A 25,049-nucleotide genomic window follows, 5' to 3' on the forward strand; every position below is an offset into this window, starting at 1 on the left:
ATGAGCGCACAACTAAATTTTGAAGTGCCAACAATGGCAGAAATGATAGCCAAAGGCGAAGAACCTGAAATCCTGTTCTGGGTAGGCTGCGCCGGAAGTTATGATGAAAGGGCACAGAAAACCACACGGGACATCTGTAAGATATTACATCATGTAGGCTTAAAATATGCTGTACTGGGTACCGAAGAAAGCTGTACCGGCGATCCGGCAAAACGCGCAGGAAATGAATTCCTGTTCCAGATGCAGGCCATGACCAATATAGAAGTACTGAATGCCTACAACATAAAAAAAATAGTTACCGGATGCCCGCATTGTTTCAATACCATCAAAAATGAATACCCGGGGCTGGGCGGCAATTATGAGGTGATCCACCATACCCAGCTCATCCAGCAGCTTATAAATGAAGGAAAGCTCAAAGCTGAAGGGGGAGAAAGCTTTAAAGGCAAAAAGATCACTTATCACGACCCCTGTTACCTGGGCCGGGGCAACGACGTATACGAAGCGCCAAGAAAAGCACTGGAAGCACTGGATGCCCAGCTTGTGGAAATGAAACGCTGCAGATCAAACGGCCTGTGCTGTGGAGCAGGCGGTGCCCAGATGTTTAAAGAACCAGAAAAAGGCAACAAAGACATCAACATAGAAAGGATTGAGGAAGCACTGGAAACCCAGCCCCAGGTTATTGCAGCCTCCTGCCCTTTCTGTATGACCATGCTTAGGGACGGCGTAAAAATGAAAGAACAGGAACAGAATGTACAGGTGCTGGACATTGCAGAAATCACCGCCAGGGCAAATGGATTGTAAACACCTCTTTATTGCCTCCTTAAATTCCGGAAGTAACGGTAACTGCTACTATGTGGGTAACGAAAGGGAAGCCATATTGGTGGATGCCGGTATTTCATGCCGGGAAACTGAAAAGAGAATGTTCCGGCTGGGCTTATCTATGCAAAAGGTAAAAGCCATATTCATTTCCCACGAACATACCGACCACGTTAAAGGTCTTTGTACCCTGGCCGCGAAATATAACTTGCCTGTTTACATCAGCCCTGGTACCCTTTCCGGCTGCCGCTTCAACCTTAGAGAAGAGCTCATCAACTATTTAAACAACAACGAGACCATTCAGATAGGCAGCCTTACGGTTACCGGATTCCTTAAAATACACGATGCCTCAGAGCCCTACAGCTTTGTGGTGGCCTGCGGGGAAACCAAAGTTGGTGTATTTACAGATATCGGAGAAGCCTGCGACCAGCTCATATTTCATTTCAGACAATGTCATGCAGCTTTCCTCGAAGCCAATTATGACGATGCCCTGCTGGAAAAAAGTGCTTACCCTTATTTCCTTAAAAAGCGCATCAGCGGGGGCAGGGGCCACTTATCCAATAAAAAAGCACTTGATCTTTTCAGCAGCCATAGGCCTGCTTTCATGACGCACCTGCTGCTCGCCCACTTGTCTAAAGACAACAACTGCCCCGATCTGGCCTTGGAGCTGTTCCGGCAACAGGCCAATGGCACCGAAATCATCGTGGCCTCCAGGAATGAAGAAACCCAGGTGTATACTATTTTTGAGCCAGCAGCTGCGCATTCATTTTAACCAGCCGCTCCGAAAGATCCGCCAGGTCCTGCGGCTCTATATCTTTTAAGGGGATCATCATATAAGCCGCCATACTGTCAATATCACCGCCACTTTTATCATTATAAGTCTGCACAATTACATCCTCTCCCTTCGTACGCAGGTATAGTTTCCCACTTTTGTCTGTCCCGTAATAGTCAAGATCTTTAAATTTCACCAGGTTAAAAGAAAAATACTCTACTTTTCCACTGTTAAAATAGCGTTTGTAACGGCAAAAGCCTCTGTTGGTAACATTTAATTCATAACGCTTAATTTGTGCTTCATCCAGACGGCTATCGTAATGTTCTGCCAGCTTTTTTTGAATATAAACCGTATATTCATCTGATATCCTTTCGTTAAAGCCCATAAAAACAAGGCAAATCAGCAAAAAGAAGGACATTTTTAAGCTCAATGTAAACTTATTCATCACGTTAAGAATTTAGCAGTATCAATTTAAATAATTTCTTAAATTTGAACATGAGTTTTTCTCCACAATCTAAAGTTTGGATCTACCAAAGTAACCGCGCATTCACAAATGACGAAGTAACTGCTATACAACAAAAATTAGACGACTTTGCTTCGGCCTGGAAAGCGCATGGACATCAGTTAAAGGCAAAAGCCGAAATACTGCACAATTTCTTTATCGTATTTACCGTTGATGAGGCCGCTGCCGGTGTTACCGGATGTTCTATAGACGCCTCTGTCCGCATCATTAAAGAAATTGAACAGACCTATAATGTAGACCTGTTCGACAGGTTTAACATTGCCTACAAAATTGACGATAAGGTAATTGTAACGAACAAAGAAGATTTTGAGACCCTGGTAAACATCAAAACCGTTACGCCCGAGACTATAGTTTTCAACAATCTGGTACAAACGCGTCAGGAGTTTGAAGACAAATGGGAAACGCCATTTGAACAAAGCTGGCACAGTAAAGTATTTGCACATTTACTGTAATTAAAAATCAAGCGGACCTAACCTTCTCATATTCTTAAGGATAAGATACTGGCGGTGTTTGATGTATTGCGTCGGTCTCACCGGTGTCCACCTTCTGGGATTCGGAAAGCAGGCAGCAATCAATGCAGCCTGAGAACGGCTCAGCTTAGTACATGATTTACCGAAATAGGCTTGTGCAGCGGCTTCAGCACCATAAATACCATCCCCCATTTCAATTACATTCAGGTAAACTTCCAGGATTCGTTCCTTGCTCCACAGCATTTCAATCAGCAAGGTAAAATAAGCTTCAAAGCCTTTACGCAGCCAGGAACGACCCGGCCATAAAAAAACATTCTTGGCCGTTTGCTGCGAAATGGTACTGCCACCCTTTATCTTCTTCCCTTTTTTATTCGTTTGAAAAGCTTTTTCTATCGCCTTTACATCAAAACCTATATGTTTTAAAAACAGCTGATCTTCTGCAGAAACAGCGGCGCGCTTCATGTTATCCGAAATATCCTCAAAATCCACCCATTCTTTCTCCATTTTAGCCGGCTTACCATCGGTTGTAAGCTCTATATTGCGCAGCACCATCAATAGGGTAATGGGCGGGTTCACAAAGCGGTAAACCAATACCCACAATACACTTACCATTAAAAACCAGAGAAAAACCCGGGTTACAACCGACATGGTCCTTTTGAACAGAGAGGGGGCGGACTTTCGTGTGTTTGTCCGTTTACGTTTTGACATCAGTGCAAAGGTAAAGCTTAATTGCAAAAAACACCTATAAAAAAAGCGCCCCGGTTATGGGGCGCTTTTCTATTTCTGTTTACAGCTAATTATTCAGCTACAACTTCAAAAGGAACTTTAACTTTCACCTCTTTGTGCAAGTTTAAGTTGGCTACATATTCGCCAACAAACTTAGGCTCAGTTTCGAAAGTGATACGGCGACGGTCAACATCAAAACCTTTTTGTTTCAATGCCTCAGCAATCATAATGGTATTTACTGCACCAAAAATCTTACCTGTCTCACCAGCTTTAGCACCAATAGTTAATTTAACCTCAGTTAAACGCTCTGCAATGCCTTCCGCATCTTTCTTAATTTTATCTTGTTTAAAAGCAGCCTGCTTTAAGTTTTCTGCTAATACCTTTTTAGCTGAAGGAGTAGCCAGCTCACCAAATCCCTGAGGAATCAGGTAGTTACGGCCGTATCCTGGCTTTACATTCACGATATCATCTTTTTCCCCTAGGGATTTGATATCTTGTTTTAAAATAATTTCCATCTCTCAGCTCCTATTTTAATTGGTCAGCAACAAAAGGTAACAAACCAATGTGACGTGCACGTTTTACCGCCTGAGCCACTTTACGTTGAAACTTCAATGAAGTACCGGTTAAACGGCGAGGTAAAATTTTACCCTGGTCATTGATAAATTTCAATAAGAAGTTTGCGTCTTTATAATCGATATATTTAATCCCGTTTTTTCTGAAACGGCAATATTTTTTTCTGTTATCGTCCACCTTTGGAGCGGTAACATATTGTATCTGATCCTTTGCCATTATACTGCAGCCTCCTGTTTAGGTTTTTTGTTAAAAGCACCACTGCGTTTCTTCTCATTATAGGCAACCGCATGACGGTCTAATCTAATGGTAAGGAAACGTAGCACACGCTCATCGCGCTTAAGCTCCAACTCCAACTTGTTAATTAATTCACCTGAAGATTTGTACTCTGTAAGGTGGAAAAATCCGCTTGCTTTTTTTTCAATCGGATACGCTAATTTTCTCAAACCCCAATTGTCCTCTTGAACAATTTCGGCTCCGCTGTCAGCGATGATCTTGCTGAATTTGGCAATCGCCTCTTTCGCAACTTCTTCTGACAACAACGGGGTTAGAACGATAACAGTTTCGTACTGATTCATTGTTATTTATTTGTTTTTTTAATTAATCCTCTCCTGATGTGCTCAACGCGCATCAATGAGGGGATGCAAAAGTAGTGATAAATCTCTAAAATACAAAGGTTTTTAAAAAAAAGAGACTGCCCTTTTGAGGCAATCTCTTCAAAGTATCTTTCCAATGTACTAATACATAGAAACTACTTCTTTAAACTCCTGGTCTTTACATTTAATCGTAAAAGTCAAATCCTGTGCATATACCTGTGCAACATTAAATTTTTTAATGAATTTCGACTTCACATCAAAAATCCTGCTATACAACAGGTCATTGTATTTATCAAAAACCTGAACCTCTATCTGATCAGCAGGTGCATTCTCCAGTTCAAGGGTTACAAATTCATTGTCCCTGCTAAAAACCGGCTTAAACCTTTCCATCACTACTGGCTCAGCAACTATAGCTTTACCATCGGCAATCAACACCTTATATTCGGCACTCCGCTGTTCAGTTACTAACCTGAACACATAATTACCATCCGGAAAAGCATCCAGATTGTATATTTTAGTGGAAGAACCCAACGCTTTTATGGTTTGCTGATATAAAACTTCATAAGTATCATCATATAGGGAAAGGGCAACAGTTTGCCCCCCTTCAATGAAAAAAGAGACTGATTTTTTATCCACACGCTTAACTTTGAACGAAAAACCATCATCATTTGCATGCAACATTGCAGAATTCAACAAAAAAACTACAAAAACACCGATTTTAAATAAATTTCCCATGGCTGTAATGTTTAATTTTAACAATTAATTCATACACCAAAGATAAAACTCATAAAAACTAAAAATCACCAGTACATTTTCCAATATATATGCTAGATTAACACTACAAATTCATTAGTTAACAACAAATTAACATTGAATTTAGTATTTTTGATATTAAATATCATGAAAAATTCAAAACCAAGCTTCGAAATCATCGAACCTTCGTTCGGAAGTTCTTTTTATTACTCAAAATACGAAGAAAACTTGAACAATAAGGCGCATGTATGGCATTACCATCCGGAAATTGAAATGGTTTTTATAAATGGCGGGACGGGCAAACGACAAATCGGTAGCCATGTATCCTATTACACCGATGGCGACCTGATCCTGATTGGCAGCAACCTGCCCCACTGCGGCTTTACCGACACCAATACCGGCAATAAAAACGAAACCGTTATCCAGATGAAGCCAGACTTTCTTGGCAGCTCTTTTTTAGAGCTACAAGAAATAAAATGCATTTCTGACCTCTTCGATAAAGCCAGGGGCGGCATTGCATTCGGGCCTGAAACAAAAAAAACTGTGGGTCGTCAGATTGAAATGATGGACAACCAGCAACCATTTGAAAGGCTTCTGACCTTATTGAACATTTTAAAGGAACTGGATAGTTCCGGCGACTATAAAATCTTAAATGCCTCTGGCTTTGCTATGGAAATGCAGCTTCAGGACAACGATCGCATCAATATGGTCTTTAATTATATAAAAGATCATTTCCAGGAAGAATTAAATTTAATGGTCATAGCAGAAATGGCCAGCATGACCGTACCCTCCTTTTGCAGGTATTTCAAAAAAATCACTAAAAAAACCTTAACACAATTTGTAAATGAATACCGCATTGTACACGCCTCAAAGCTTTTAGCCGAAAAACAGATCAGCATTGCCAATATTTGCTACGAAAGCGGCTTCAATAATTTCAGCCACTTTAATAAATTGTTTAAAGAATTTACCGGCAAAAGTGCCTCACAATACCGAAAAGAATTAAAGTCAGTATTCAAATAAAACAGGCCCCGCCCCTCTTCTTTCCGTCAAATTTTCAACAATCCGGATTTCCGGCATTCCAAGCTCAACAAAAATTCCTATTTTCGTAGGCGAATGGAGAATTTTATAGTATCAGCCCGTAAGTACCGTCCGGCAACGTTTGAAACCGTTGTTGGCCAGCAGCACATTACCGGCACTTTAAAAAACGCCATTAAAAACAACCAGCTGGCACAGGCTTTTTTATTTTGCGGACCCAGGGGAGTAGGTAAAACAACCTGCGCACGTATCCTTGCCAAAACCATCAACTGTACCAGCTTAACCGCCGAACAGGAAGCCTGCGGCACCTGTGAGTCCTGCGTTTCCTTTCAAACCGGCCATTCCTTTAACTTTCACGAGCTTGATGCGGCTTCTAATAACTCGGTCGACGACATCAGGAGCCTGATCGAACAGGTCCGAATCCCGCCGCAGGCAGGAAAATATAAAATCTATATCATAGATGAGGTGCACATGCTTTCGGCAAATGCCTTCAATGCCTTCCTGAAAACACTGGAAGAACCACCTTCCTATGCCATATTTATATTGGCTACCACCGAAAAGCACAAAATACTGCCCACCATATTGTCGCGATGCCAGATCTTTGATTTCAACCGCATCCAGGTAGAGGACATATCAGGCCATTTAAATAAAATTGCACAGCGCGAAAACATAGCCGTAGAGGCTGATGGGCTCCACATCATTGCCCAAAAGGCAGATGGTGGCTTAAGGGATGCACTTTCCATGTTCGACCAGATTGTAAGTTACACCAATAAGAACTTAACTTATAAATCGGTAATCGACAACCTCAACATCCTCGACTACGACTACTATTTTAAGCTTACCCAATACCTTACGGCTACAGATGTAAGCCATACACTCATCCTCTTTGATGAAATCCTGAACAATGGTTTTGATGGCAATAACTTCATCAACGGATTGGCCAGCCACCTCAGAAACCTGCTTGTTGCCAAAGACCCGCAAACTACCAAACTGCTGGAAGTAAGCGAGAACATCAAACAAAAATACATTAGCCAAAGCCAGCAAACGCCGGTTTCATTTATTCTGACGGCCTTAAACCTGGCTAACCAGTGCGATCTGAACTACAAAAACAGTAAAAACCAGCGGCTCCAGGTAGAGATGGCCCTGATCAAGATGTGCCACATCCCATCGGTACTCCAATTAGCCAGCCAACCCTTAACCAATACCGCGACTGACCCAGATCAGATTAAAAAAAAAACTAGTATAAGTACTGAACAATCCTCATTTACAGCTCCGGCCACTTCGGTAACCGAAAGTCCAGTCCCTGTAAATCTACCCCCTGTTATACCCGCTGAAGTTAGCCCAACAGTCAATATACCTAAAAAAACGCCTCCGCCATCTTCCAAAATTGTATTAAACCCAATATCCCTGGCACAGCAAAGTAAGGTTGCCATGCTTGTACCTTCATTAAACGGCATTCAGAACAACGCAGAAGGAACAGATGGCGATGAACCTAAATACATCACCGGAAGTGATAAAGAAATTTTCACACAGGACCAGTTGCTGCTTTACTGGAACCAATACACCAGTATGGTGAAAGAAGCCAACAGGATCAATGTATATACCCTGATGAGTACCTCAGTACCCATCCTCGAGAAACCGGATGAAATCCTGGTACAGGTAGAACACAAACTACAGGAAGACCTGCTTCAGGAAGAAATGATAGACCTGCTCAATTTTTTGAGGCCAAGGCTTAAAAACTTCAGCATCTATATCAAAACCAAACAAGTGGTAAAAGAAGTGGTAAACCGCTTATATACCAGCACCGAAAAATACCAGTACCTAGTAGAAAAAAATCCAAAGCTGGAAGAAATGCGCAGAAGGTTCAACCTCGATGTAAACCCTTAAGCCTCTTCAATACGCTCTTCAAGATGCTTTAAATATCACCTGCCCGGTTTATCATTTACAGGATAACCCTCTTCATCCAGATCTTCACGGTCATCTTCAGGAGTGCGTGAAAGGATTTCATCCTCCGGGCTCAGCTCAATACTTTCCCCGTTGTTGTCTATCCGCATCCCCGCCCCGTCCAGCCGCTCACTCATCTCTTTTTCATTGTCATATTCCGTACCAATGTAAGGATTGGATTCGTCATAAGTAGAAATGCTATCCTCGCCATTAGGTGCCGAGGTGTCATAGGGCAATGGGTGGTCATAATCTTCATCTTTACCCCTTACGTCAAATTCAAAGCTGTTTTTTTCTTTGTCGTACGATAAATTTTCAAAATCTTTTGTCTCTCCCAGATTCATTGGGTGTAGTTTGTCGGTTGCTTTTCCAGCACCTTTCTCATCGTTTGGGCCCGTCATCATAATGGTAAGTTTTATATCAAATATAACACCCAACAAAGACCGAATGTTTTGCTTTCAACAGCACTAAAACAAAAAAGGCTGTTCACCTACATGAACAGCCTTTTTACAAGATGATGTGCCTTAGCCTACAATCCCGCCAAAGCAGTATTTAAGGTTTCACTAGGGCGCATTGCAGCAGCGGCCAGCTGGTCATCCGGGTGATAGTAACCCCCAATGTTCTGCGGTTTGCCTTGTGCAGCAATCAGTTCAGCCGAAATTTTCGCTTCGTTTTCAGTCAGCACCTTAGCCAGTTCAGTAAACCTGGCCTGCAAATCGGCATCTCTGGTCTGTGCAGCAAGGTTTTGTGCCCAATACAAAGCCAGATAAAAATGTGAGCCTCTGTTGTCAATCTGCCCTACTTTACGTGCGGGCGATTTATCATTGGCCAGGAATTTCTCTGTTGCAGCATCTAAAGTTTCGGCCAGCACCAATGCTTTCGCATTGTGCTGCGTTTGGCCCAGGTGTTCCAATGATACCGCCAGTGCCAGGAACTCACCCAATGAATCCCAGCGCAAATATCCTTCATGGATAAACTGCTCAATATGTTTTGGTGCCGAACCTCCAGCTCCGGTTTCAAACAAACCACCGCCATTCATCAAAGGAACAATAGACAACATTTTTGCCGAAGTACCCAATTCCAGGATCGGGAAAAGATCGGTCAGATAATCACGCAATACGTTACCAGTTACCGAAATGGTATCTTCTCCTTTACGGATCCTTTCCAAAGTAAATTTAGTAGCCTCAACAGGCGATAAAATACGGATATCCAAACCTGAAGTATCGTGATCTGCCAGGTATTTTTTCACTTTCGCAATAATCTCCCTGTCGTGCGCCCTGTTCCCGTCCAACCAGAAAACAGCCGGCGTAGCCGATAAACGGGCCCTGTTTACGGCCAGTTTAACCCAGTCCTGGATCGGTGCATCCTTGGTCTGGCACATGCGGAAAATATCGCCCTTTTCAACTTTCTGGTCAAAGAAAACTTTACCATCGGCATCCGTTACACGAATAGTGCCATTGGCAGCCGCCTGAAAAGTTTTATCGTGAGAACCGTATTCTTCTGCTTTCTGTGCCATCAGACCCACATTCGGAACAGAACCCATGGTGGTTACGTCAAAAGCACCATGTGCCTTACAGTCGTCTATGGTAGCCGTATACACACCGGCATAACAACGGTCAGGAATAATCGCAATCGTATCCTGCTGTTTGTTGTCCTTGTTCCACATCTGACCAGATGTGCGGATCATTGCCGGCATAGAAGCATCAACAATCACATCAGAAGGTACATGCAGGTTGGTAATGCCTTTATCAGAATTTACCATCGCCAGTGCAGGCCCGTTTGCAATAGCCGCCTCAATGTCTGCTTTTACTTCTGCTTCCCTTGCATTTCCTGCAATTTTAGCATACACATCACCCAATCCGTTACGGGTATCTATGTTCAGACTGGCAAACAGCTCGGCATATTTGGCAAAAACTGCTGCAAAATAAACTTCTACTATCGCACCAAAAATGATCGGGTCAGAAACCTTCATCATCGTTGCTTTTAAATGTGCTGAAAGTAAAACCCCGGCTGCTTTGGCCTCTTCTATGGTTTTGGCTACAAATGATTTTAAGGCCGATAAGCTCAGTGCAGAACTGTCGATCACTTCTCCTGCTTTTAAAGGCGACAGCCCTTTTAATTCCGTTACAGTGCCATCGGCACCAACAAATTCGATCTTAAACTGAGTAGCCTCTGCTACGGTAACCGATTTCTCAGATCCGTAAAAATCACCTTCACTCATGCTGGCTACCCTTGTTTTAGAATCGGCAGACCAGGCACCCATCGAATGTGGATTGGCCTTTGCATAATTTTTAACTGCTTTAGGTGCCCTGCGGTCAGAGTTACCCTCACGCAAAACAGGGTTAACCGCGGAACCTAATACTTTTGCATACTTTGTCTTTATCGCTTTCTCTTCTTCAGTTTGTGCATTATCCGGATAGTTTGGAATGGCAAATCCCTGTGACTGTAATTCGGCAATTGCATCCGTAAGCTGTGGAATAGAAGCTGAAATGTTTGGCAGTTTAATGATATTGGCCTCCGGTGTGGTGGCCAGCTGCCCCAGTTCAGTCAATGCATCTCCAACTTTTTGGTCTTCCTTTAAAAACTCAGGAAAGTTCGCCAAAATTCTTCCGGCCAGAGAAATGTCCCTGGTTTCTACATCAATGCCTGCAGAGGCGGTAAAAGCCTGTACAATCGGTAAAAGTGAATAGGTTGCCAACATTGGCGCTTCATCTGTTTTGGTATAGATAATTTTTGATGTGTCTGACATATTTTTATAAATACGATTATGTGAATGAAAATAAAAGCTGATTGTTTAGGATAAAACGCGCTTTCGATTAAATCGCCTAAAGATAGGATAAACAGATGATTTTTTAACAATTTTTAACTCGCTATTTGTTTTCTATTTTTGTAATATTGAGGAACCACAAACGAACCTGAATACATGTTTAAAATTATCGCTCTCCTGCTGTTATGGCTTGCAGCTACATCAGCTTTTGCACAAAACAAAGCCTCTGTTAAGGGCCGGCTTGTCGACTCTGTTACCCATGCCCCACTGGAATATGCAACAGTTGCCGTTGTGCATGCCAAAGATACCAGCCTGATTGCTTATACGCTGACCGACAATAAGGGAACTTTTACCCTCAACAACTTACCCCTCAATACCGCCACTAAAATCATCATCTCTTATGTGGGTTACCATACCTTCCGGCAGCATCTTGATTATGGAAACGGACCTGTTAAAAATTTCGGCGAGCTGCTGCTTAGTGGAAAAAACCTGACAGAAGTTGTGATCCATGGCGAAAGATCGCCGGTGGTAATTAAAAAAGATACCATTGAATTCAATGCTGAAGCTTTTAAGACCAGGCCCAATGCCGTGGTCGAGGAACTGCTCAGAAAACTGCCCGGCGTGCAGGTCAACGTAGACGGCTCCATCGAAGTGAACGGCAAGTCCATCAACAAACTCCTCATCGATGGCAAACAGTTTTTTGGCAGCGATACAAGGGTGGCTACAAAAAACCTTGATGCCGATCTGATCGATAAGATCCAGGTATATGACGATAGGGAGAACGATCCCGATCATAAGCTCAGCGACACGGAAGTCGGAAAGATCATCAACCTGAAACTTAAAAGTAAAATCAAGAAGAGCACGCTCGGAAAAATATATGCAGGCGGGGGCAGCCGCGACAGGTATGAGGCCGCAGGAATCCTGAGCAATTTCAGGGATACCCTGCAGGTCAGCTTAATAGGCATGGCCAACAACCTCTCTAAAACAGGCTTTTCCAGAAATGAACTGTACAGTATGGGCGGCTTTGGCAGGTCGGGCGGCGATCCGGTCTACGACGGCACATTTGGTGGCCAAAGCTGGGGCGGCATGGAAAAAGTAGCCTCCGCAGGTGTCAACATCAATAACGATTACGGGCAAAAATTAAAAATGAACCTGCTCTATTTTTATACCAATACCAACAGGATCAACAACCAGAAAGGTTTTAACGAACGGACACTGACAGATACCCTGCTCTCCTCTTCATCTCTGTACAATTCAGACCGTACAGAAAACAAACATGCCATTGGCGGTCTCATCGAATGGAAGCCCGATACTTTGCTCAGGTTCAGGTATGAGCCTAAGCTGAACCTTTCCTCCAATAAAAACCTAAATACCAGCTTCGGCAACAGCTTTAACAATTTTACGCCAAAACTAAACGAAACCAATGCCAAACAAACTGAAAACACTAGCCAAAACAGCTTCTCCCATGCTTTTTCCTTTCACAAAAGGCTCAAACGAAAAGGCGAATCTTTCAGCATTAATCATAATTTAAGCCTCAACCAGAACACGTCCGACAATTTTTCCTATAATGAACTGATTTCTTTTACCAGCAGCATCAGATCAGAGATCCTGGACCGTTTTGCGGATCACCATACCAAAACCAGTTCAGGAAATATATCCTTAAACTATAACCTGCCCCTGACCAAAAAAATTACAGCAGAATTCAGTGCCGACAGCAGGTATGCCCGCAATACCGATATCCTGCAAACCTTTGATAAAAATAAGCTGAACGATACATACGACCTCTTCCTGCCCAACCAAAGTAATGAATTGAACAGGACTACATTTACCCAGTCGCTACGTCCCCAGTTAAATTATCAGCTCAATAAAAAATACAGCCTCCGCGCAGGTGTAAATGCTGAATATCAAAATGTAAGCAATAAGTTCAACAGCACCGTAACCGATATCAATAAGGAGTATTACAATTTTTTCCCTGTATTTAATTTCAGGGGGCCGGGCTTTTCCATCGGCTATAACCAGCGGCTGGACCTGCCTGCGATCAGTCAAATGCAGCCCATAGTAAGAGAATATAGCCAGCTGTACAGGTTTTCCGGTAATCCCGACCTGAAAGCGGGCCGTGTACATCAGTTTTCCGGCAATCTCTATAAATACTATTATGCCAGTCAATTCAACTACAATGCTTATTCTTCTGTAACCTTATCCGAAAATAACATCGTACAAAAAGCTACAGTTGATGGCAATGGGGCAACCAGCTCAACCTATGTCAATAGAAACGGGGGTTTAAGGGCCTATCTTAGCGGAAATGCAGGTAAGCAGTTTAAAAAATCACAGCACTGGCAGATCGGCCTCAATGCCAACATTTACCTGAACATGCGTAAAAGCGCATTTTTCCTGAATGCCGACGAGGGTGTTCAGTACAATTATGACTTTAATGTCGGACAGGGCATTAATTTTAACTACAATGAACTTTTAAGCATCAATACCAGTTATAACTTTAGAAACTCGAGCACTGAGTATAAAGAGGTAAATTACAGGACCATCAGCTCCAATACCCATACTTTAGGTGCCGATTTAAGCCTAAGATGGCCAAAAAGAGTAATCATTGATGGAAAATACAATTTCAATTACAACCCACAGGTGGCACAGGGCTTTTCAAAAAGTGCCAATATCCTCAATCTGTCCCTTACCCTTCAAATGCTGAAAAAAGACCGCGGACAGTTGAAACTGTCTGTTTATGATCTGCTCGATCAGAACATTCCTGTATACCGCTATGCCTACAATAATGTGGTCAGTACATCTGAAAATGAAATCTTAAGAAGGTATTTCCTGCTTACTTACCAGTACAAACTGAATATATTTAAGAGTAAATAGCCAGATTCTGAGCATAGATTTTAAAATCTAAACTATAGCTTTGTTTCAGATGAAAACATTTTTTACCGGCTGTTTAACTGCACTTTGTTTTTCAGGGATAGCCCAGGTCAAATCCGACAGCACAAAAAAACTTAATGAGGTTGTGATCCGCCCCTACTTCTCTGCCCAGCCACTGATCCGGTCAACAGGAGCCATTGGGGTACTGGATCAGACCACACTGGACAAACAGCCTGCCGGATCCTTCGTCTCTGCCATCAATACCATTTCCGGTGTACGGATGGAAGAACGCTCTCCGGGCAGTTACCGTCTGTCTATCCGCGGCAGCTTATTGCGCTCTCCTTTTGGGATAAGAAATGTAAAAATCTATTTTGACGATTTTCCTTTAACAGATGCGGGTGGCAACAGCTACTTAAATGCGCTGGATGTATCGGCAGCCTCCGGAATACAGGTATTAAAAGGTCCGCACAGCAGTATATTTGGCGCCAATTCGGGCGGTGTAATCCTGATCCAGCCGCGGGGCAGTCAGCCCGACAGCACTGCGCTGTCTTTAAACCTGGAAGGCGGCTCTTATGGTGCCTTCAGGGAAGGCCTGTCCCTAAACCAGCAGTTCAACAAATACAGCCTGAACATTACCCAGGCCTATCAGCGCAGCGATGGCTACCGCGACCATAGTGCTATGGACCGCAAGTATTTTCAAACCCTGCACAAATGGGACTATACTAAAAATGCCGCACTGAAGGCTTTGTTATTTTATTCCGACTTACATTACAATACTCCCGGTGGCCTTACCCCAGCCGAATATCTGCAAAACCCTAAACTCTCCAGGCCCGCTGCCGGCCCTTCAAAAAGTGCAATAGAACAGCAGGCGGGCATTTACAGCAAAACCCTTTATGGGGGGCTTTCCCATAACTGGCAGCTCAGCGATCGGTTTAAACATATAGTCTCCATATTTTCTTCTTATACCGATTTTAAAAATCCCTTCATCAGCAATTACGAAAAACGCAAAGAGTTTACCCTGGGCTTACGCACCTTCCTGGAATATGAAAAGAAGCTAACTCAAGCAAACTGGAAATTTGACCTGGGCATAGAAAGTATGGAAACCCGTTCAGACATTAGCAATTACGACAATAACAAAGGGCTGACTGCCGCACTGAAGGCCTCAGATAAATTAAAGGCTGCTTCGAGTTTTGCTTTCGCTCACTTAAGTATAGATGTACAGCAGAAATGGCTGTTCGAACTTTCGGCAAGCGCCAATTTATACCAATATGCCTACCAGAGCATTGCCCCTGTGTCCATTGCCGAGAGAAAAAACAGCTTTGATACCCAGTTTATGCCAAGGGCAGCATTATCTTATCTGATCGGCACACAGTTTTCAGTCAGAACTTCCGTAAGCAAAGGTTATTCAGCTCCCAGTCTGGCCGAAATAAGAGCATCCAACAATGTGATCAATGTAGACCTGCAGCCAGAATATGGCTGGAATTACGAAGCTGGACTAAGGTACCAGGCCCTGAACAACAGGCTGCTCATAGATGTTACTGCTTTCTATTACAACCTGAAAAATGCAATAGTAAGACGTCTGGACCAAAATGATGCAGAATATTTTATCAATGCCGGCGGTACAAAACAACCTGGCCTGGAAAGCACAGTTTCATTCTGGCCGATACCTACCCGTACCTCAGGCGCTGTAAGAGGTTTGCAACTCCGCAATACCTATACCCTTAGTCGCTTTAAATTTGACAACTACATCGACAAAACCAATAACTTTTCGGGCAATGCCCTTACCGGAGTACCTAAAACCATGTTGGTTAGCAGCGCCGACATACAATTGCCCAATCAGGTTTACATCTTTCTGCAGCATAGCTTTACTTCGCAGATCCCGCTAAATGATGCCAATACGGCCTATGCAAAAAAATACCACATCCTGCAGGCCAAAATCAGCTGGAAAAATTTACGTATCGGCCGTACTCCTGCAGAACTCTTTACCGGTGCAGACAATATACTCAACCAAAGATACAGCCTGGGCAATGACCTGAATGCCTTTAACGACCGCTATTACAATGCAGCCGCCAAACGTACTTTTTATGCCGGCCTGCTGCTCCGGCTTAACCACTTATAATTGTCAGGCAGGCGCACAAACAGGTCCTTGTCATCATTAAAAGATTTACTACATTAGCCTCAAAAATTGAACCATGTTTAAAAACTTTCATACCCTTGTTATTGCCACCTTATTGATATTATTTTTTGTCGGTCCTGTTGCTGCAAAGAAAAAAAAGGTCCTTGTATTTTCTAAAACAGCGGGCTACCATCATGCCTCCATAAAGGTTGGCGTACCTGCTATCCAGAAATTGGGCCTGGAAAATAAATTTGAAGTGGATAGCACTATTGATGCGGGCAAGTTTACCTCAAAAAACCTGAAGCAATATGCTGCAGTTATCTTTTTGAACACAACCGGCGATGTATTAAACAATGAACAGCAAGCCGCATTTGAACAATACATTAAAAACGGTGGTGGTTACGTTGGGGTTCATGCCGCTACAGATACTGAATATGAATGGCCATGGTACGGTAAACTGGCCGGTGCTTATTTTATCAACCACCCCGCCCAGCAGGAAGCCGTATTAAATGTGGTAAACAGAAATACCATCGCCACCAGACATTTGCCCCAAGTGTGGAAACGAAAAGATGAATGGTACAATTTCAAAGACCTGAACCCAGAGGTTAAAGTACTCATTACCATAGACGAAAACAGCTATAAAGGTGGTAAAAATTCGCCTGTTCACCCCATGGCCTGGTACCATGATTTCGAAGGTGGCCGTTCTTTCTATACTGAACTGGGCCATGTGGATGAATCTTATACCGACCCGCTTTTTTTACAGCATCTGCTGGGTGGCATCCAATATGCCATGGGTGTAAAAAAGATGGAGTAAACAAGCACCTATCGGGCAAACCTGGGGGCTTTCCGTCTTTTCAAAATTGGTTTTGAAGGGTATTTACGGTGTCTCAGGTTATTGAATATCAGTGCCACCAGGAACAGGATCAGTACACCCGACAATACGGGCGACAATACATACATATAACCCAGTGCCCTGATCTTTTCTCCACCGGTTACTGCGATGAGCGCAGTAGCCCCGCCCGGAGGGTGCAGGGTTTTGGTGATCTGCATGGCTACAATAGATAAAGAAACCGCCAGTGCGCAGGCAAACCAGAGTTCGGCCGAAAAGAGCTTAAAAACAGTAACACCAATAATAGCACAGATCACATGCCCTCCAATAAGGTTGCGGGGCTGGGCAAGGGGACTGTTGATCAGGCCATATACCAATACAGAGGAGGCTCCAAATGACCCGATCAGGAATAAATTATCGCTGGCCACCAGGTATTGACTGTTCAATAAACCAATCAGGCCAATCCCAACAAAAGAACCGAGAAAAGTAAGCACATGCTCTTTGGCATCGATTAAAGTTTCGCGATATAATATGTATCTGGCTTTGCGGTATTGTTTTTTAATGATTCTTCCAGGCATCTCTTTTCTGTATTCGCCGCAAAATTAAGATTAAATCCAGCAATACTCTAGTCTAAATTATTTTGTTTCAAGGCCATTGTTCACATAACTTGGCGAAGTTATTGAGCAATTTAAATTTATGGTCATTATTTCTGCGGGTTTACACTTTCGCCTCATCAGCTGTATGCTTTTTCTGACAATTTATTGTAGTTCCTGTAAAAATAATGATCAGGGCCCTACTGCATTTTATTATTGGAAACAAAATTTTGCATTAGGCACAAAACAGGTCCAACTGCTAAAAAATGCAGGTTGCAATAAACTTTACATACGCTTTTTCGACATTAAATGGGATACAAAAAACAATCGTCCCTATCCCGAAGCTATCGTAAATTTTAACGGCCTGACACCCGCTCAAAACATTACACCAGTAATATTCATTACCAACCAGACTTTTGAAAAACTGGATAAAGACAGCATCAACAGTCTGGCCATAAAAAGCCTGGCCCTTATTGAACGTCTGACAAAAAATCAGCATATTGCTTACCAGGCCATTCAGGTCGACTGCGACTGGACAATGCGCAGCAAGGAAAGTTATTTCAGCTTTTTAAGTACTTTAAAAGCCATCAGTAAAAAAAAACTCGAAGCAACGATAAGACTACACCAGGTAAAATACCAGTTTAAAACCGGCATACCACCGGTAGACAGGGGCATATTGATGTTTTACAATATGGGAAAACTCTCACCCGATCCTGCAGCACCAAATTCTATTTACAACCCAGGGGATGCAGCAACTTACATCAGCAGTTTACCCCGGTACCTTTTGCCTTTAGACATTGCTTTGCCTGTGTTTTCGTGGTCGTTGCAAATCAGGGACGGCAAAATCATACAGGTGTATGGAAAAATAGGAAGCGCCGAACTGAGCAATACGGCAAAATTTACACCAGCAGGCAAAATGGTATACCGTGCTGCAAGCAGTTTTTTTACCGGGGGCATTTACATAAAAACCGGAGATATTTTTAAACTGGAACAAACTGATAAAAACACCCTGGACCAGGCAGCACAGCAGCTGTCGGCACATTTAAATAAAAAAGACAAACGAACAATTATCTATTATGAACTTGGCAACCTCAACCTATCGGCGTATAAAGCAACTGATTTCAAAGAAATTTCTGCTTATTTTTAGCATCTCGAGCCTGTTTGCAGGTGGTCTGGTATGGGCCTGTTCCGACTATGGATTCGATTACGAATACTCCAGCTTTAGTCCGGAAGCCTTCGTAGCAAAAGACTACACCCCTTTCTTTTACACAGAATATATTTCTTATTATGGCGGTGGCTGGGGCTCGGGCTATGAGAACAATCCTTCCCGTTACAACGACCAGGTGATCAACGACTGGTATGGCTATTTTGACCAGAAAATTGAAAAGCCCGCATTGGAATACCTGCTGTTTAAAGCATCATATAACGGGATTGATTCTGTTTACAACAATTTTAAGGGAAAAATAAAAGAACTGCCCGGGCTTGCCCCGGCGCTAGGTGCGGTAAAATTAAACAAGAAAAAAACAAGTGCATTTTTCGACTACCTGCTGCTGGCCAAGTCTTGCGAAAGCTTTGCTGCAACTGATGTTGTTTATTCCTGGGAACCTCAACCCCAGCCAAGCCTACCCGGCTCGGCAGAAGTGCAATTGCTAGATCATTTCAAAAAGGCCAAAGATCCTTTTATAAAGCAGCGGTTGTGGTTCCAGCTGGTCAGGTATTATTATTTTGCCGAAAAGTCAGATTCAACCCAGCATACAACGGTTTCTAAAACATTAAAAACCTTTGACACCTTTAAAAGTGCCTTTCCACATAACATGATGTATTACAGAACCCTGGGATATGTAGCTGGCTGGCACTACAAACACAAAAATTATGCACTATCCAATTACCTGAATAGTCTGTGTTACGATTATTCAACGGAAGCAAAAATCCCGAGCGAATGGAGTTTTCATCCCCAGGAAGAGGCCGACTGGCAAAAAACCCTTCAGTTGGCTAAAACCAGCTCCGAAAAGGCCACTCTTTGGCAGATGCTGGGCATCAATTACGATCCCCAGCGGGCAGTTACCGAAATTGTCCGGCTGGATCCGAAATCAGAAAAGCTTGATCTTTTGCTGGCCAGGATCATCAACATCACCGAGTATCAGGACGACAATTATTACCAGACTGAACCCGACACCGCAGCCAAAAGCACACTTAAACAAAATACAACTTTGGTAAGCAGTATTGCATTAAAAAACAATACTGCAAAACCTTATTTCTGGAACCTGGCCGCAGGTTACCTGAACTTCATAGGCGGCAATTACGCTGCAAGCAGAACCTTTTATCAGGCCGCAAAAAAACAGCTGCCCAAAGGGGATAAACTGGTCATGGCCCAATATAAAATACTGGACTGGACTTTATTTGTAAAGGAACTAAAAAAGATTGACGCTAATGCTGAAATAAAAATGATCGAACCTTTAAACTGGTTCTCGGACCTTTACCAGGGTAAGGACACCATTGCTTCCCTGAGATTTAATAAAGCACTGCGGGAAAGTATCAGTGACATTGCCGAACTTTACAAAAAACAGGGAGATGTTGTGAAAGCAAATGCTTTTAAAAGTTATCATGAGTTTTACATGAATAACCAGAACATTGTGCAGATGATTGCCTTTTTGCAAAAGCCAGGTAAAACAGCTTTTGAGCAGACCATGCTCCGTTATTATCCTTTTGAACAACACGATCTTTATTACCATCAGTCGCTCGTACAGGTTTACCAGGACAAAATTGATGCTGCCATTACCCTGATGAACAAAAGCAAGAGCAGTGGTTATCTCATGCCCTCAAATCCTTTTAACATGCGAATAAATGACTGTCACGACTGTGACCATGCCCTGAAACAGCCAAAGGAATTGTACGCACTTGATGTACTAAAAGCCATGCAAAAAATGGAAGCTGAAATAAAAACAGGCAAAAATGTGTACAACAACGCCTTCCTGTTGGCCAATGCTTTTTATAACATTACCTTTTATGGCAATGCAAGGACCTTTTTTCAAACCCGTATCATGAATGCCGATGGGGCTACCCCTTTTGACATCCCGGAAGTTTTTAAACCTATGCTGCTTTCGGCTAAAATAGCCGAAAGATATTATTTACTTGCCGCAAGTGCTGCCAATAGTAAGGAACAGAAAGCCAGGTGCATATTTATGGCCAGCAAGTGTGAAAGAAACGAAAGCTACAACAAAGGTTATATCAATCCCGATAAAAAAGACATGAACTACTGGAATTCAGACATTGAACCGGTATTTTTTGGCGGGCATTTCGCAGCCTTAAAAAACCAGTATAAAGACACGAGGTTTTATCAGGAAATCTTAAAAGAATGTGGGTATTTTAAAAGTTATAATAACAAGTATTGAGCTGGTCTGTCTTTTGAATGAGTCCGGTATGAGTCCGACATGAGTCCGAGGTGAGTCCGACTTTTTCCACAGAAAAGGCGGACTCATGTCTTAGCCATTACGCATTAGATACGCATGCATATCAAAGGTAATCATGTTCGTGCCGGAACAGGTCTAAGCAGATTATTAAAATGTATAAAAGGATGATTAAATTTCAGTGCTTGCACAATAATAAGCATCATACAGCGTATATATAATTGAGAGCGTTAATTTAGATGAGCGGGAATGTATCGGTATGATCATTCCCGCTTCTTTTTATTTATTTCAGGAACAACTGGATCCTTTTAAGCAGGTATTGATAGTGATCTAAAACTTCAGCTTTTGCTCCGGGTATCCGTTGCTCTACAATGGTCTTAATCCTTTTGATCTCGCCAAGTGCCAGACTTTCAATTTTAAACTGTTTATCATTTACAGCCATGCTCATGAACTGAAAATAAAGCTCCTTGGAAGAAGGGAGTACCAGATCGTCCAAGTCAAAGCAAGCGCTTTCAGGAACTCTAGCTATTGCTGCCTCAGCAAAGGCCTTTGTACCCACATTCGTTTTGTTTAAACTTGAAAGTCCGATAACCCGGTCCAGGTACAGGGCCTGCAGCAACTGATCGTAGTATTTAGGTACAGCCCGTTCCGCGCTGAACAGGTCGTTACGGATGTCATTCAGCAAATCTGTGGCCTGATAAGCAGCATCCCCATCCTGCAACCCGTTATCTGTTAAAAAGGCCAGCTTACCAAAATTAAGCACTTCAGCCTGAAATTGTTTTTTGAACAGCCTTTCTATATACGTACTTACAGGCACTTCCCTTTTCGCACCCCCGGCCTTATCGTAAATGATCATGTCTTTAGGCAGACTTTCCACCAACAAAGGAAAATTGTGGTACTGTTCCAGCATGAAGGCCACTGCGGCTTTATTCTCCTTTTTTGAGGAATACTGATAAGCTAGCTGCTGCTGTCCCTGCACCGGATAATTCTGGTAAACACCAGCTATGGCAGTTCCAACATGGCCTAAATACCTTTCATATTGCCTCAATACAGCCAGATAAGCATCATCCAACTCATCATATTTTGCACCAGGCACTGTCATCCATTTTTTCATGTTGAGCAGGATATAGCGGATGTTTTTCACCCCGTATCTGCTAGCTTTGACCACATCATCGCCCAGACTTTCCCTTTGCGACGAGGGATCACTTCCATTCAGGTCACCTTCAGCAAAGCGATAGCGCGGGTCGCCCTGATGCCTGGCAATCCAGCTGTTCAATGTTTTGAGTTCTTCACCTGGCGATTGGGCTTCAGCAATTGGCCTGTAACCCCAGTTGATGGCATATTGATCGTAAATACCCAATAAAGGAGGCGTTAATTTTACACCCTTATCTTCAGGCTGCGCCACATAGTTGTTACGGGCATAATCCATTATGGAAGGTGTGGTGCCATACTTTTGGGTAAAGCTGGCCGAGCGTAAAGAATCGACTGGAAAAGCGTAGGAAGCACCCATGTTATGTCTTAAACCCAGGGCATGACCTACTTCATGTGCGGCCACATAACGGATGGCCTCGCCCATGGCATCATCGGTTAATTTTCCCGAACGTACGGAAGGGTCGTTGGCCGCCGTTTGTGCAAAACGCCATTGAGTAAGCAACTGCAGGATATTGTGGTAAATGATCACATCGGATTCCAGGATTTCGCCCGAACGGGGATCAATAACTGAAGGGCCTTTGGCATTGGGGATGGCCGATGCAGTGTAACGGATTACTGAATAACGAATGTCCTCGGCATTAAACAAGGGGTCATTTACAGGTAGATCTCTAGCAATGATGGCATTTTTAAAGCCTGCGGATTCAAAGGCTGTTTTCCAATCCTCTACACCTTTGCGGATATATTCCTTCCATTTTTTCGGGGTAGCGGCATCCAGGTAAAATACGATCGAGTTTTTGGGTTCTACCAACAGACCCTGCGCCATTTTAGCTTTATCCTCTTCCTTAGGTTCCAATCGCCAACGGTTGATGAAGGCTTTATCTTTCACCGGTTCACTTTCGTTAAAATCACTGAAGGATTTGGTAAAATAACCCACCCTGTCATCGGCATACCTGCCCATCATCGGTTTTTTGGGCAACAGTACCATAGAGCGGTTAATGAGCAGGGTATATACGTCTTCAGCATTGGTAAAGGTGATCATACTGCGCACCTCTATATTTTTCTCAAAACTTTGCACAGAGGCGATATAGGAGCGGTCCGTTTCTACCTTATACTTTTTATCGGGCACTCCCATTGCTTTTTGGATCGGGTTTTGTGCGAAGGGGCTGATCTCTTTTACATCGGCCAGGAAGAGTTGCTGTATATCGATAATGGCATTTTTGCCTTGTTTGCCCCTGGCCTTAACCGGGAAGGACATGATAATCGGATCGAGCGTCTGTAGGTTCACTGCATTACGGAAGGCACTGTCGGCACCCGAAAAGCGGATGGCCAGTCTTGAGGTCACTTTCCGCAGGAAAATAAACCGGCCATCTGGTGACTTGTCCCATTGCAGCATCATTCCGGGCTGGGCCCTTTCTCCTGCAACCATGTTTTCAAAATCGCTGCTGCTCATAGAGATCCTGGTGGCTACCATCAGCATATCTCTTTTTAACAGGCTGTCGGGAATCTCGAAAAAGTATGTGTTTTGGGCACGATGGCTTATAAAAAGCCCGGTATCAGAAGCTACCCCATCCTTAAAAAATGCCTGAAAGGATTTAATGGCATCGGCAGGGGCTTTGGTAAAGCCGGCCGTATCGGTCTTCTTTTTACCCGCCTGCCCCTTTGTATCCTGAAGGCTAAAACATAGTAGCGCAGACAGGAGCAATAAATAGGTTTTGTTCATTCAATTGTGTGTTAGGTTGATTAAAAGGGAGTGCCTATATATTAATCTTATTGTTCGTAACCCGGATTTTGGGGGCCGAAAAGGTTGTTGGATAAGATTTCAGACTGCGGGATAGGCAATATGTACTGATTTACACTGGTAACCTTGGGTTTAATGGTCTTGATCTTATCAAAACGCTGATTTGCAAACCAGTCGCTCCCATTTTCAAAGCACAGTTCTTTGATAATCTCGGCATGGATCTCATCAAGTAAAGCCGGTTTGGTAGTAGCCAGCGAAAGTTGCGGGGTGCCAAAAGCCCTGGAACGTACCGTTTGCAAAGGTATTTTGGCATCAGCCAGGGCTGCATCAGTACGGGCCAGGCCTTCGGCCTTGATCAGGTACATTTCGGCCATCCTGATGAAATAAGTAGGTGCAAAGAAAGTAGTATTGTTTACTTTTAAGACTAGGTTACTGGTGGCATTGAATGACAATGCAGCTCTCGGATCACCAGCCATGAAAGTTTTCAGCCATGCACTTACCAACACCCCACCATTAGAATAGGTCAGCTTTTTCCGATCGGCGGTATAAGTTACCGCATCAGTGGCCCGCATAAAGATCAATTCTGAAGAATTAAAGCCATCAGAAAACACCCTTGCAAAAGTTGGGCTTAAACTCCGCGTGCCATCTGTAATCACCTGCTCCGCCAGCTGGGCCGCCATGGCATAATCACCTTTGTACAGCATCACTCTGGCTTTAAAGGCCTTGGCTGCTGTTTTAGAAATGTAAATAGGTTTAGTAAAATTTGGCGCTTTAGCAATGGCCTCGTCCAGATCGGTTAAAACCTGCGTATATGTTTCAGCCACTGTACTTCTTTTAAGATGCCTGTTGGTAAAATCTACTACTTCAGTCCTAACCAACACACCATACGGGCTGTTCACATCGTAATACTGACCAAAAAAACGCAAGGCATCAAATGTGGCCATTCCTCTTAATCCCTGTGCCTGGGCAATGATCTGTTCCTTTTCTATATCGGAAATTTCCCCGGCAGGAAGTTCGTTGGCCAGTTGTATCACCCAGTTGGCCTGGTTGATCATTTTATAAAAAGCCATCCAAAGATTATTTACGTTGGCAATGGTCTGATTTAAATTGTTATCCTGATACTGCACATCAGGAAAGCTTGCCCCTCTTTGCATGGTACCGCCCAACGTAGCCGGAATAGCTTCAACGTGCAGGTAATAGTTCTGGTTGTGTAACTGTGCATAAGCACCATTCAGCAAGTTGCGCAATCCTTCTTTATTTTTTGCAACGTTTTCCGGTGTAAGGTTATTTGGTGGATCTACATCCAGCACGTTTGTTAATTTCCCGCAGCCACAAAAAAGGATGTTGAGCAAGAGTATATATAGAATTCTTTTCATC

21 protein-coding genes are annotated in these 25,049 nt (G+C 43.2%); 10 read left to right on the forward strand and 11 right to left on the reverse strand.

What is annotated here, in order from left to right; all coding sequences use genetic code 11:
- Positions 1-801 (forward strand): (Fe-S)-binding protein, encoded by an 801-nt coding sequence (locus tag HDC92_RS21375; RefSeq protein WP_183877031.1) that lies wholly within the window; start codon positions 1-3, stop codon positions 799-801.
- Positions 791-1,588, forward strand: coding sequence for an MBL fold metallo-hydrolase (locus HDC92_RS21380; protein WP_183877032.1), 798 nt, complete (start codon positions 791-793; stop codon positions 1,586-1,588). Before HDC92_RS21375 ends, HDC92_RS21380 begins: the two co-directional genes overlap by 11 nt.
- Here HDC92_RS21380 and HDC92_RS21385 read toward each other — a convergent pair.
- Positions 1,554-2,033, reverse strand: coding sequence for a hypothetical protein (locus HDC92_RS21385; protein ID WP_012780912.1), 480 nt, complete (start codon positions 2,031-2,033; stop codon positions 1,554-1,556). The genes HDC92_RS21380 and HDC92_RS21385 overlap by 35 nt on opposite strands.
- A gap of 50 nt (positions 2,034-2,083) precedes the next feature.
- Here HDC92_RS21385 and HDC92_RS21390 point away from each other — a divergent pair, with 50 nt between their 5' ends.
- Positions 2,084-2,563 carry a hypothetical protein gene (locus HDC92_RS21390; protein ID WP_012780911.1) on the forward strand — a complete coding sequence of 160 codons (480 nt, stop codon included), beginning with the start codon at positions 2,084-2,086 and terminating at the stop codon, positions 2,561-2,563.
- On the opposite strand, the gene mtgA is transcribed toward HDC92_RS21390, so the two are convergent.
- The 5 genes from mtgA to HDC92_RS21415 all read right to left on the reverse strand — a co-directional run bounded on the left by mtgA (position 2,564) and on the right by HDC92_RS21415 (position 5,208).
- Entirely contained in the window at positions 2,564-3,229 is a 666-nt protein-coding gene (mtgA, locus tag HDC92_RS21395; RefSeq protein ID WP_221270998.1) for a monofunctional biosynthetic peptidoglycan transglycosylase, read from the reverse strand. It lies immediately after the preceding gene.
- A 149-nt stretch (positions 3,230-3,378) separates the two neighbouring features.
- On the reverse strand, positions 3,379-3,822 hold the full coding sequence (gene rplI / locus HDC92_RS21400) for a 50S ribosomal protein L9 (protein WP_012780909.1): 444 nt from the start codon (positions 3,820-3,822) through the stop codon (positions 3,379-3,381).
- Positions 3,823-3,832: 10 nt separating this feature from the next.
- The gene (gene rpsR / locus HDC92_RS21405) at positions 3,833-4,096 is read right to left on the reverse strand and encodes a 30S ribosomal protein S18 (RefSeq protein ID WP_012780908.1); all 264 of its coding nucleotides are present in this window, start codon (positions 4,094-4,096) and stop codon (positions 3,833-3,835) included.
- Positions 4,096-4,455: a 30S ribosomal protein S6 gene (rpsF, locus tag HDC92_RS21410; protein WP_012780907.1), complete on the reverse strand. Its 360-nt coding sequence runs from the start codon at positions 4,453-4,455 to the stop codon at positions 4,096-4,098. The genes rpsR and rpsF overlap by 1 nt, the downstream gene beginning before the upstream one ends.
- A gap of 159 nt (positions 4,456-4,614) precedes the next feature.
- A complete protein-coding gene (locus HDC92_RS21415) occupies positions 4,615-5,208 on the reverse strand; it encodes a hypothetical protein (RefSeq protein ID WP_183877034.1) in 594 nt (197 codons plus the stop codon).
- Between the two features lie 165 nt (positions 5,209-5,373).
- On the opposite strand from HDC92_RS21415, the gene HDC92_RS21420 reads away from it, so the two are divergent.
- Positions 5,374-6,246 carry an AraC family transcriptional regulator gene (locus HDC92_RS21420; protein ID WP_183877035.1) on the forward strand — a complete coding sequence of 291 codons (873 nt, stop codon included), beginning with the start codon at positions 5,374-5,376 and terminating at the stop codon, positions 6,244-6,246.
- Between the two features lie 93 nt (positions 6,247-6,339).
- On the forward strand, positions 6,340-8,148 hold the full coding sequence (locus tag HDC92_RS21425; protein WP_183877036.1) for a DNA polymerase III subunit gamma/tau: 1,809 nt from the start codon (positions 6,340-6,342) through the stop codon (positions 8,146-8,148).
- Positions 8,149-8,183: 35 nt separating this feature from the next.
- On the opposite strand, the gene HDC92_RS21430 is transcribed toward HDC92_RS21425, so the two are convergent.
- Both HDC92_RS21430 and HDC92_RS21435 read right to left on the reverse strand, forming a co-directional pair.
- The gene (locus tag HDC92_RS21430) at positions 8,184-8,606 is read right to left on the reverse strand and encodes a hypothetical protein (protein WP_183877037.1); all 423 of its coding nucleotides are present in this window, start codon (positions 8,604-8,606) and stop codon (positions 8,184-8,186) included.
- A gap of 125 nt (positions 8,607-8,731) precedes the next feature.
- Positions 8,732-10,951: an NADP-dependent isocitrate dehydrogenase gene (locus tag HDC92_RS21435; RefSeq protein WP_183877038.1), complete on the reverse strand. Its 2,220-nt coding sequence runs from the start codon at positions 10,949-10,951 to the stop codon at positions 8,732-8,734.
- Positions 10,952-11,125: 174 nt separating this feature from the next.
- Here HDC92_RS21435 and HDC92_RS21440 point away from each other — a divergent pair, with 174 nt between their 5' ends.
- From HDC92_RS21440 to HDC92_RS21450, 3 genes are all read left to right on the forward strand, one after another.
- The gene (locus tag HDC92_RS21440; RefSeq protein ID WP_183877039.1) at positions 11,126-13,840 is read left to right on the forward strand and encodes a TonB-dependent receptor; all 2,715 of its coding nucleotides are present in this window, start codon (positions 11,126-11,128) and stop codon (positions 13,838-13,840) included.
- 49 nt (positions 13,841-13,889) lie between these two features.
- Positions 13,890-15,956, forward strand: coding sequence for a TonB-dependent receptor (locus HDC92_RS21445; RefSeq protein ID WP_183877040.1), 2,067 nt, complete (start codon positions 13,890-13,892; stop codon positions 15,954-15,956).
- A 73-nt stretch (positions 15,957-16,029) separates the two neighbouring features.
- Positions 16,030-16,767: a ThuA domain-containing protein gene (locus HDC92_RS21450; protein WP_183877041.1), complete on the forward strand. Its 738-nt coding sequence runs from the start codon at positions 16,030-16,032 to the stop codon at positions 16,765-16,767.
- An 8-nt stretch (positions 16,768-16,775) separates the two neighbouring features.
- On the opposite strand, the gene HDC92_RS21455 is transcribed toward HDC92_RS21450, so the two are convergent.
- Positions 16,776-17,360 (reverse strand): HPP family protein, encoded by a 585-nt coding sequence (locus tag HDC92_RS21455; RefSeq protein ID WP_012780898.1) that lies wholly within the window; start codon positions 17,358-17,360, stop codon positions 16,776-16,778.
- A gap of 118 nt (positions 17,361-17,478) precedes the next feature.
- Between HDC92_RS21455 and HDC92_RS21460 the strand changes: the two genes are divergently transcribed.
- Positions 17,479-18,522, forward strand: a complete 1,044-nt coding sequence (locus HDC92_RS21460) for a hypothetical protein (RefSeq protein WP_255484620.1) — start codon at positions 17,479-17,481, stop codon at positions 18,520-18,522.
- Positions 18,452-20,767, forward strand: coding sequence for a hypothetical protein (locus HDC92_RS21465; RefSeq protein ID WP_183877042.1), 2,316 nt, complete (start codon positions 18,452-18,454; stop codon positions 20,765-20,767). The genes HDC92_RS21460 and HDC92_RS21465 overlap by 71 nt, the downstream gene beginning before the upstream one ends.
- A gap of 298 nt (positions 20,768-21,065) precedes the next feature.
- Here the strand turns inward: HDC92_RS21465 and HDC92_RS21470 are convergent, their stop codons facing one another.
- Both HDC92_RS21470 and HDC92_RS21475 read right to left on the reverse strand, forming a co-directional pair.
- Complete coding sequence (locus HDC92_RS21470; RefSeq protein ID WP_183877043.1) at positions 21,066-23,654, reverse strand: zinc-dependent metalloprotease; 2,589 nt, start codon at positions 23,652-23,654, stop codon at positions 21,066-21,068.
- Between the two features lie 47 nt (positions 23,655-23,701).
- Entirely contained in the window at positions 23,702-25,048 is a 1,347-nt protein-coding gene (locus HDC92_RS21475; protein ID WP_012780894.1) for a RagB/SusD family nutrient uptake outer membrane protein, read from the reverse strand.
- Position 25,049: the final 1 nt, after the last annotated feature.

Source organism: Pedobacter sp. AK017 (assembly GCF_014200825.1).
In the GTDB taxonomy this organism is placed as follows: Bacteria; Bacteroidota; Bacteroidia; order Sphingobacteriales; family Sphingobacteriaceae; genus Pedobacter; species Pedobacter heparinus.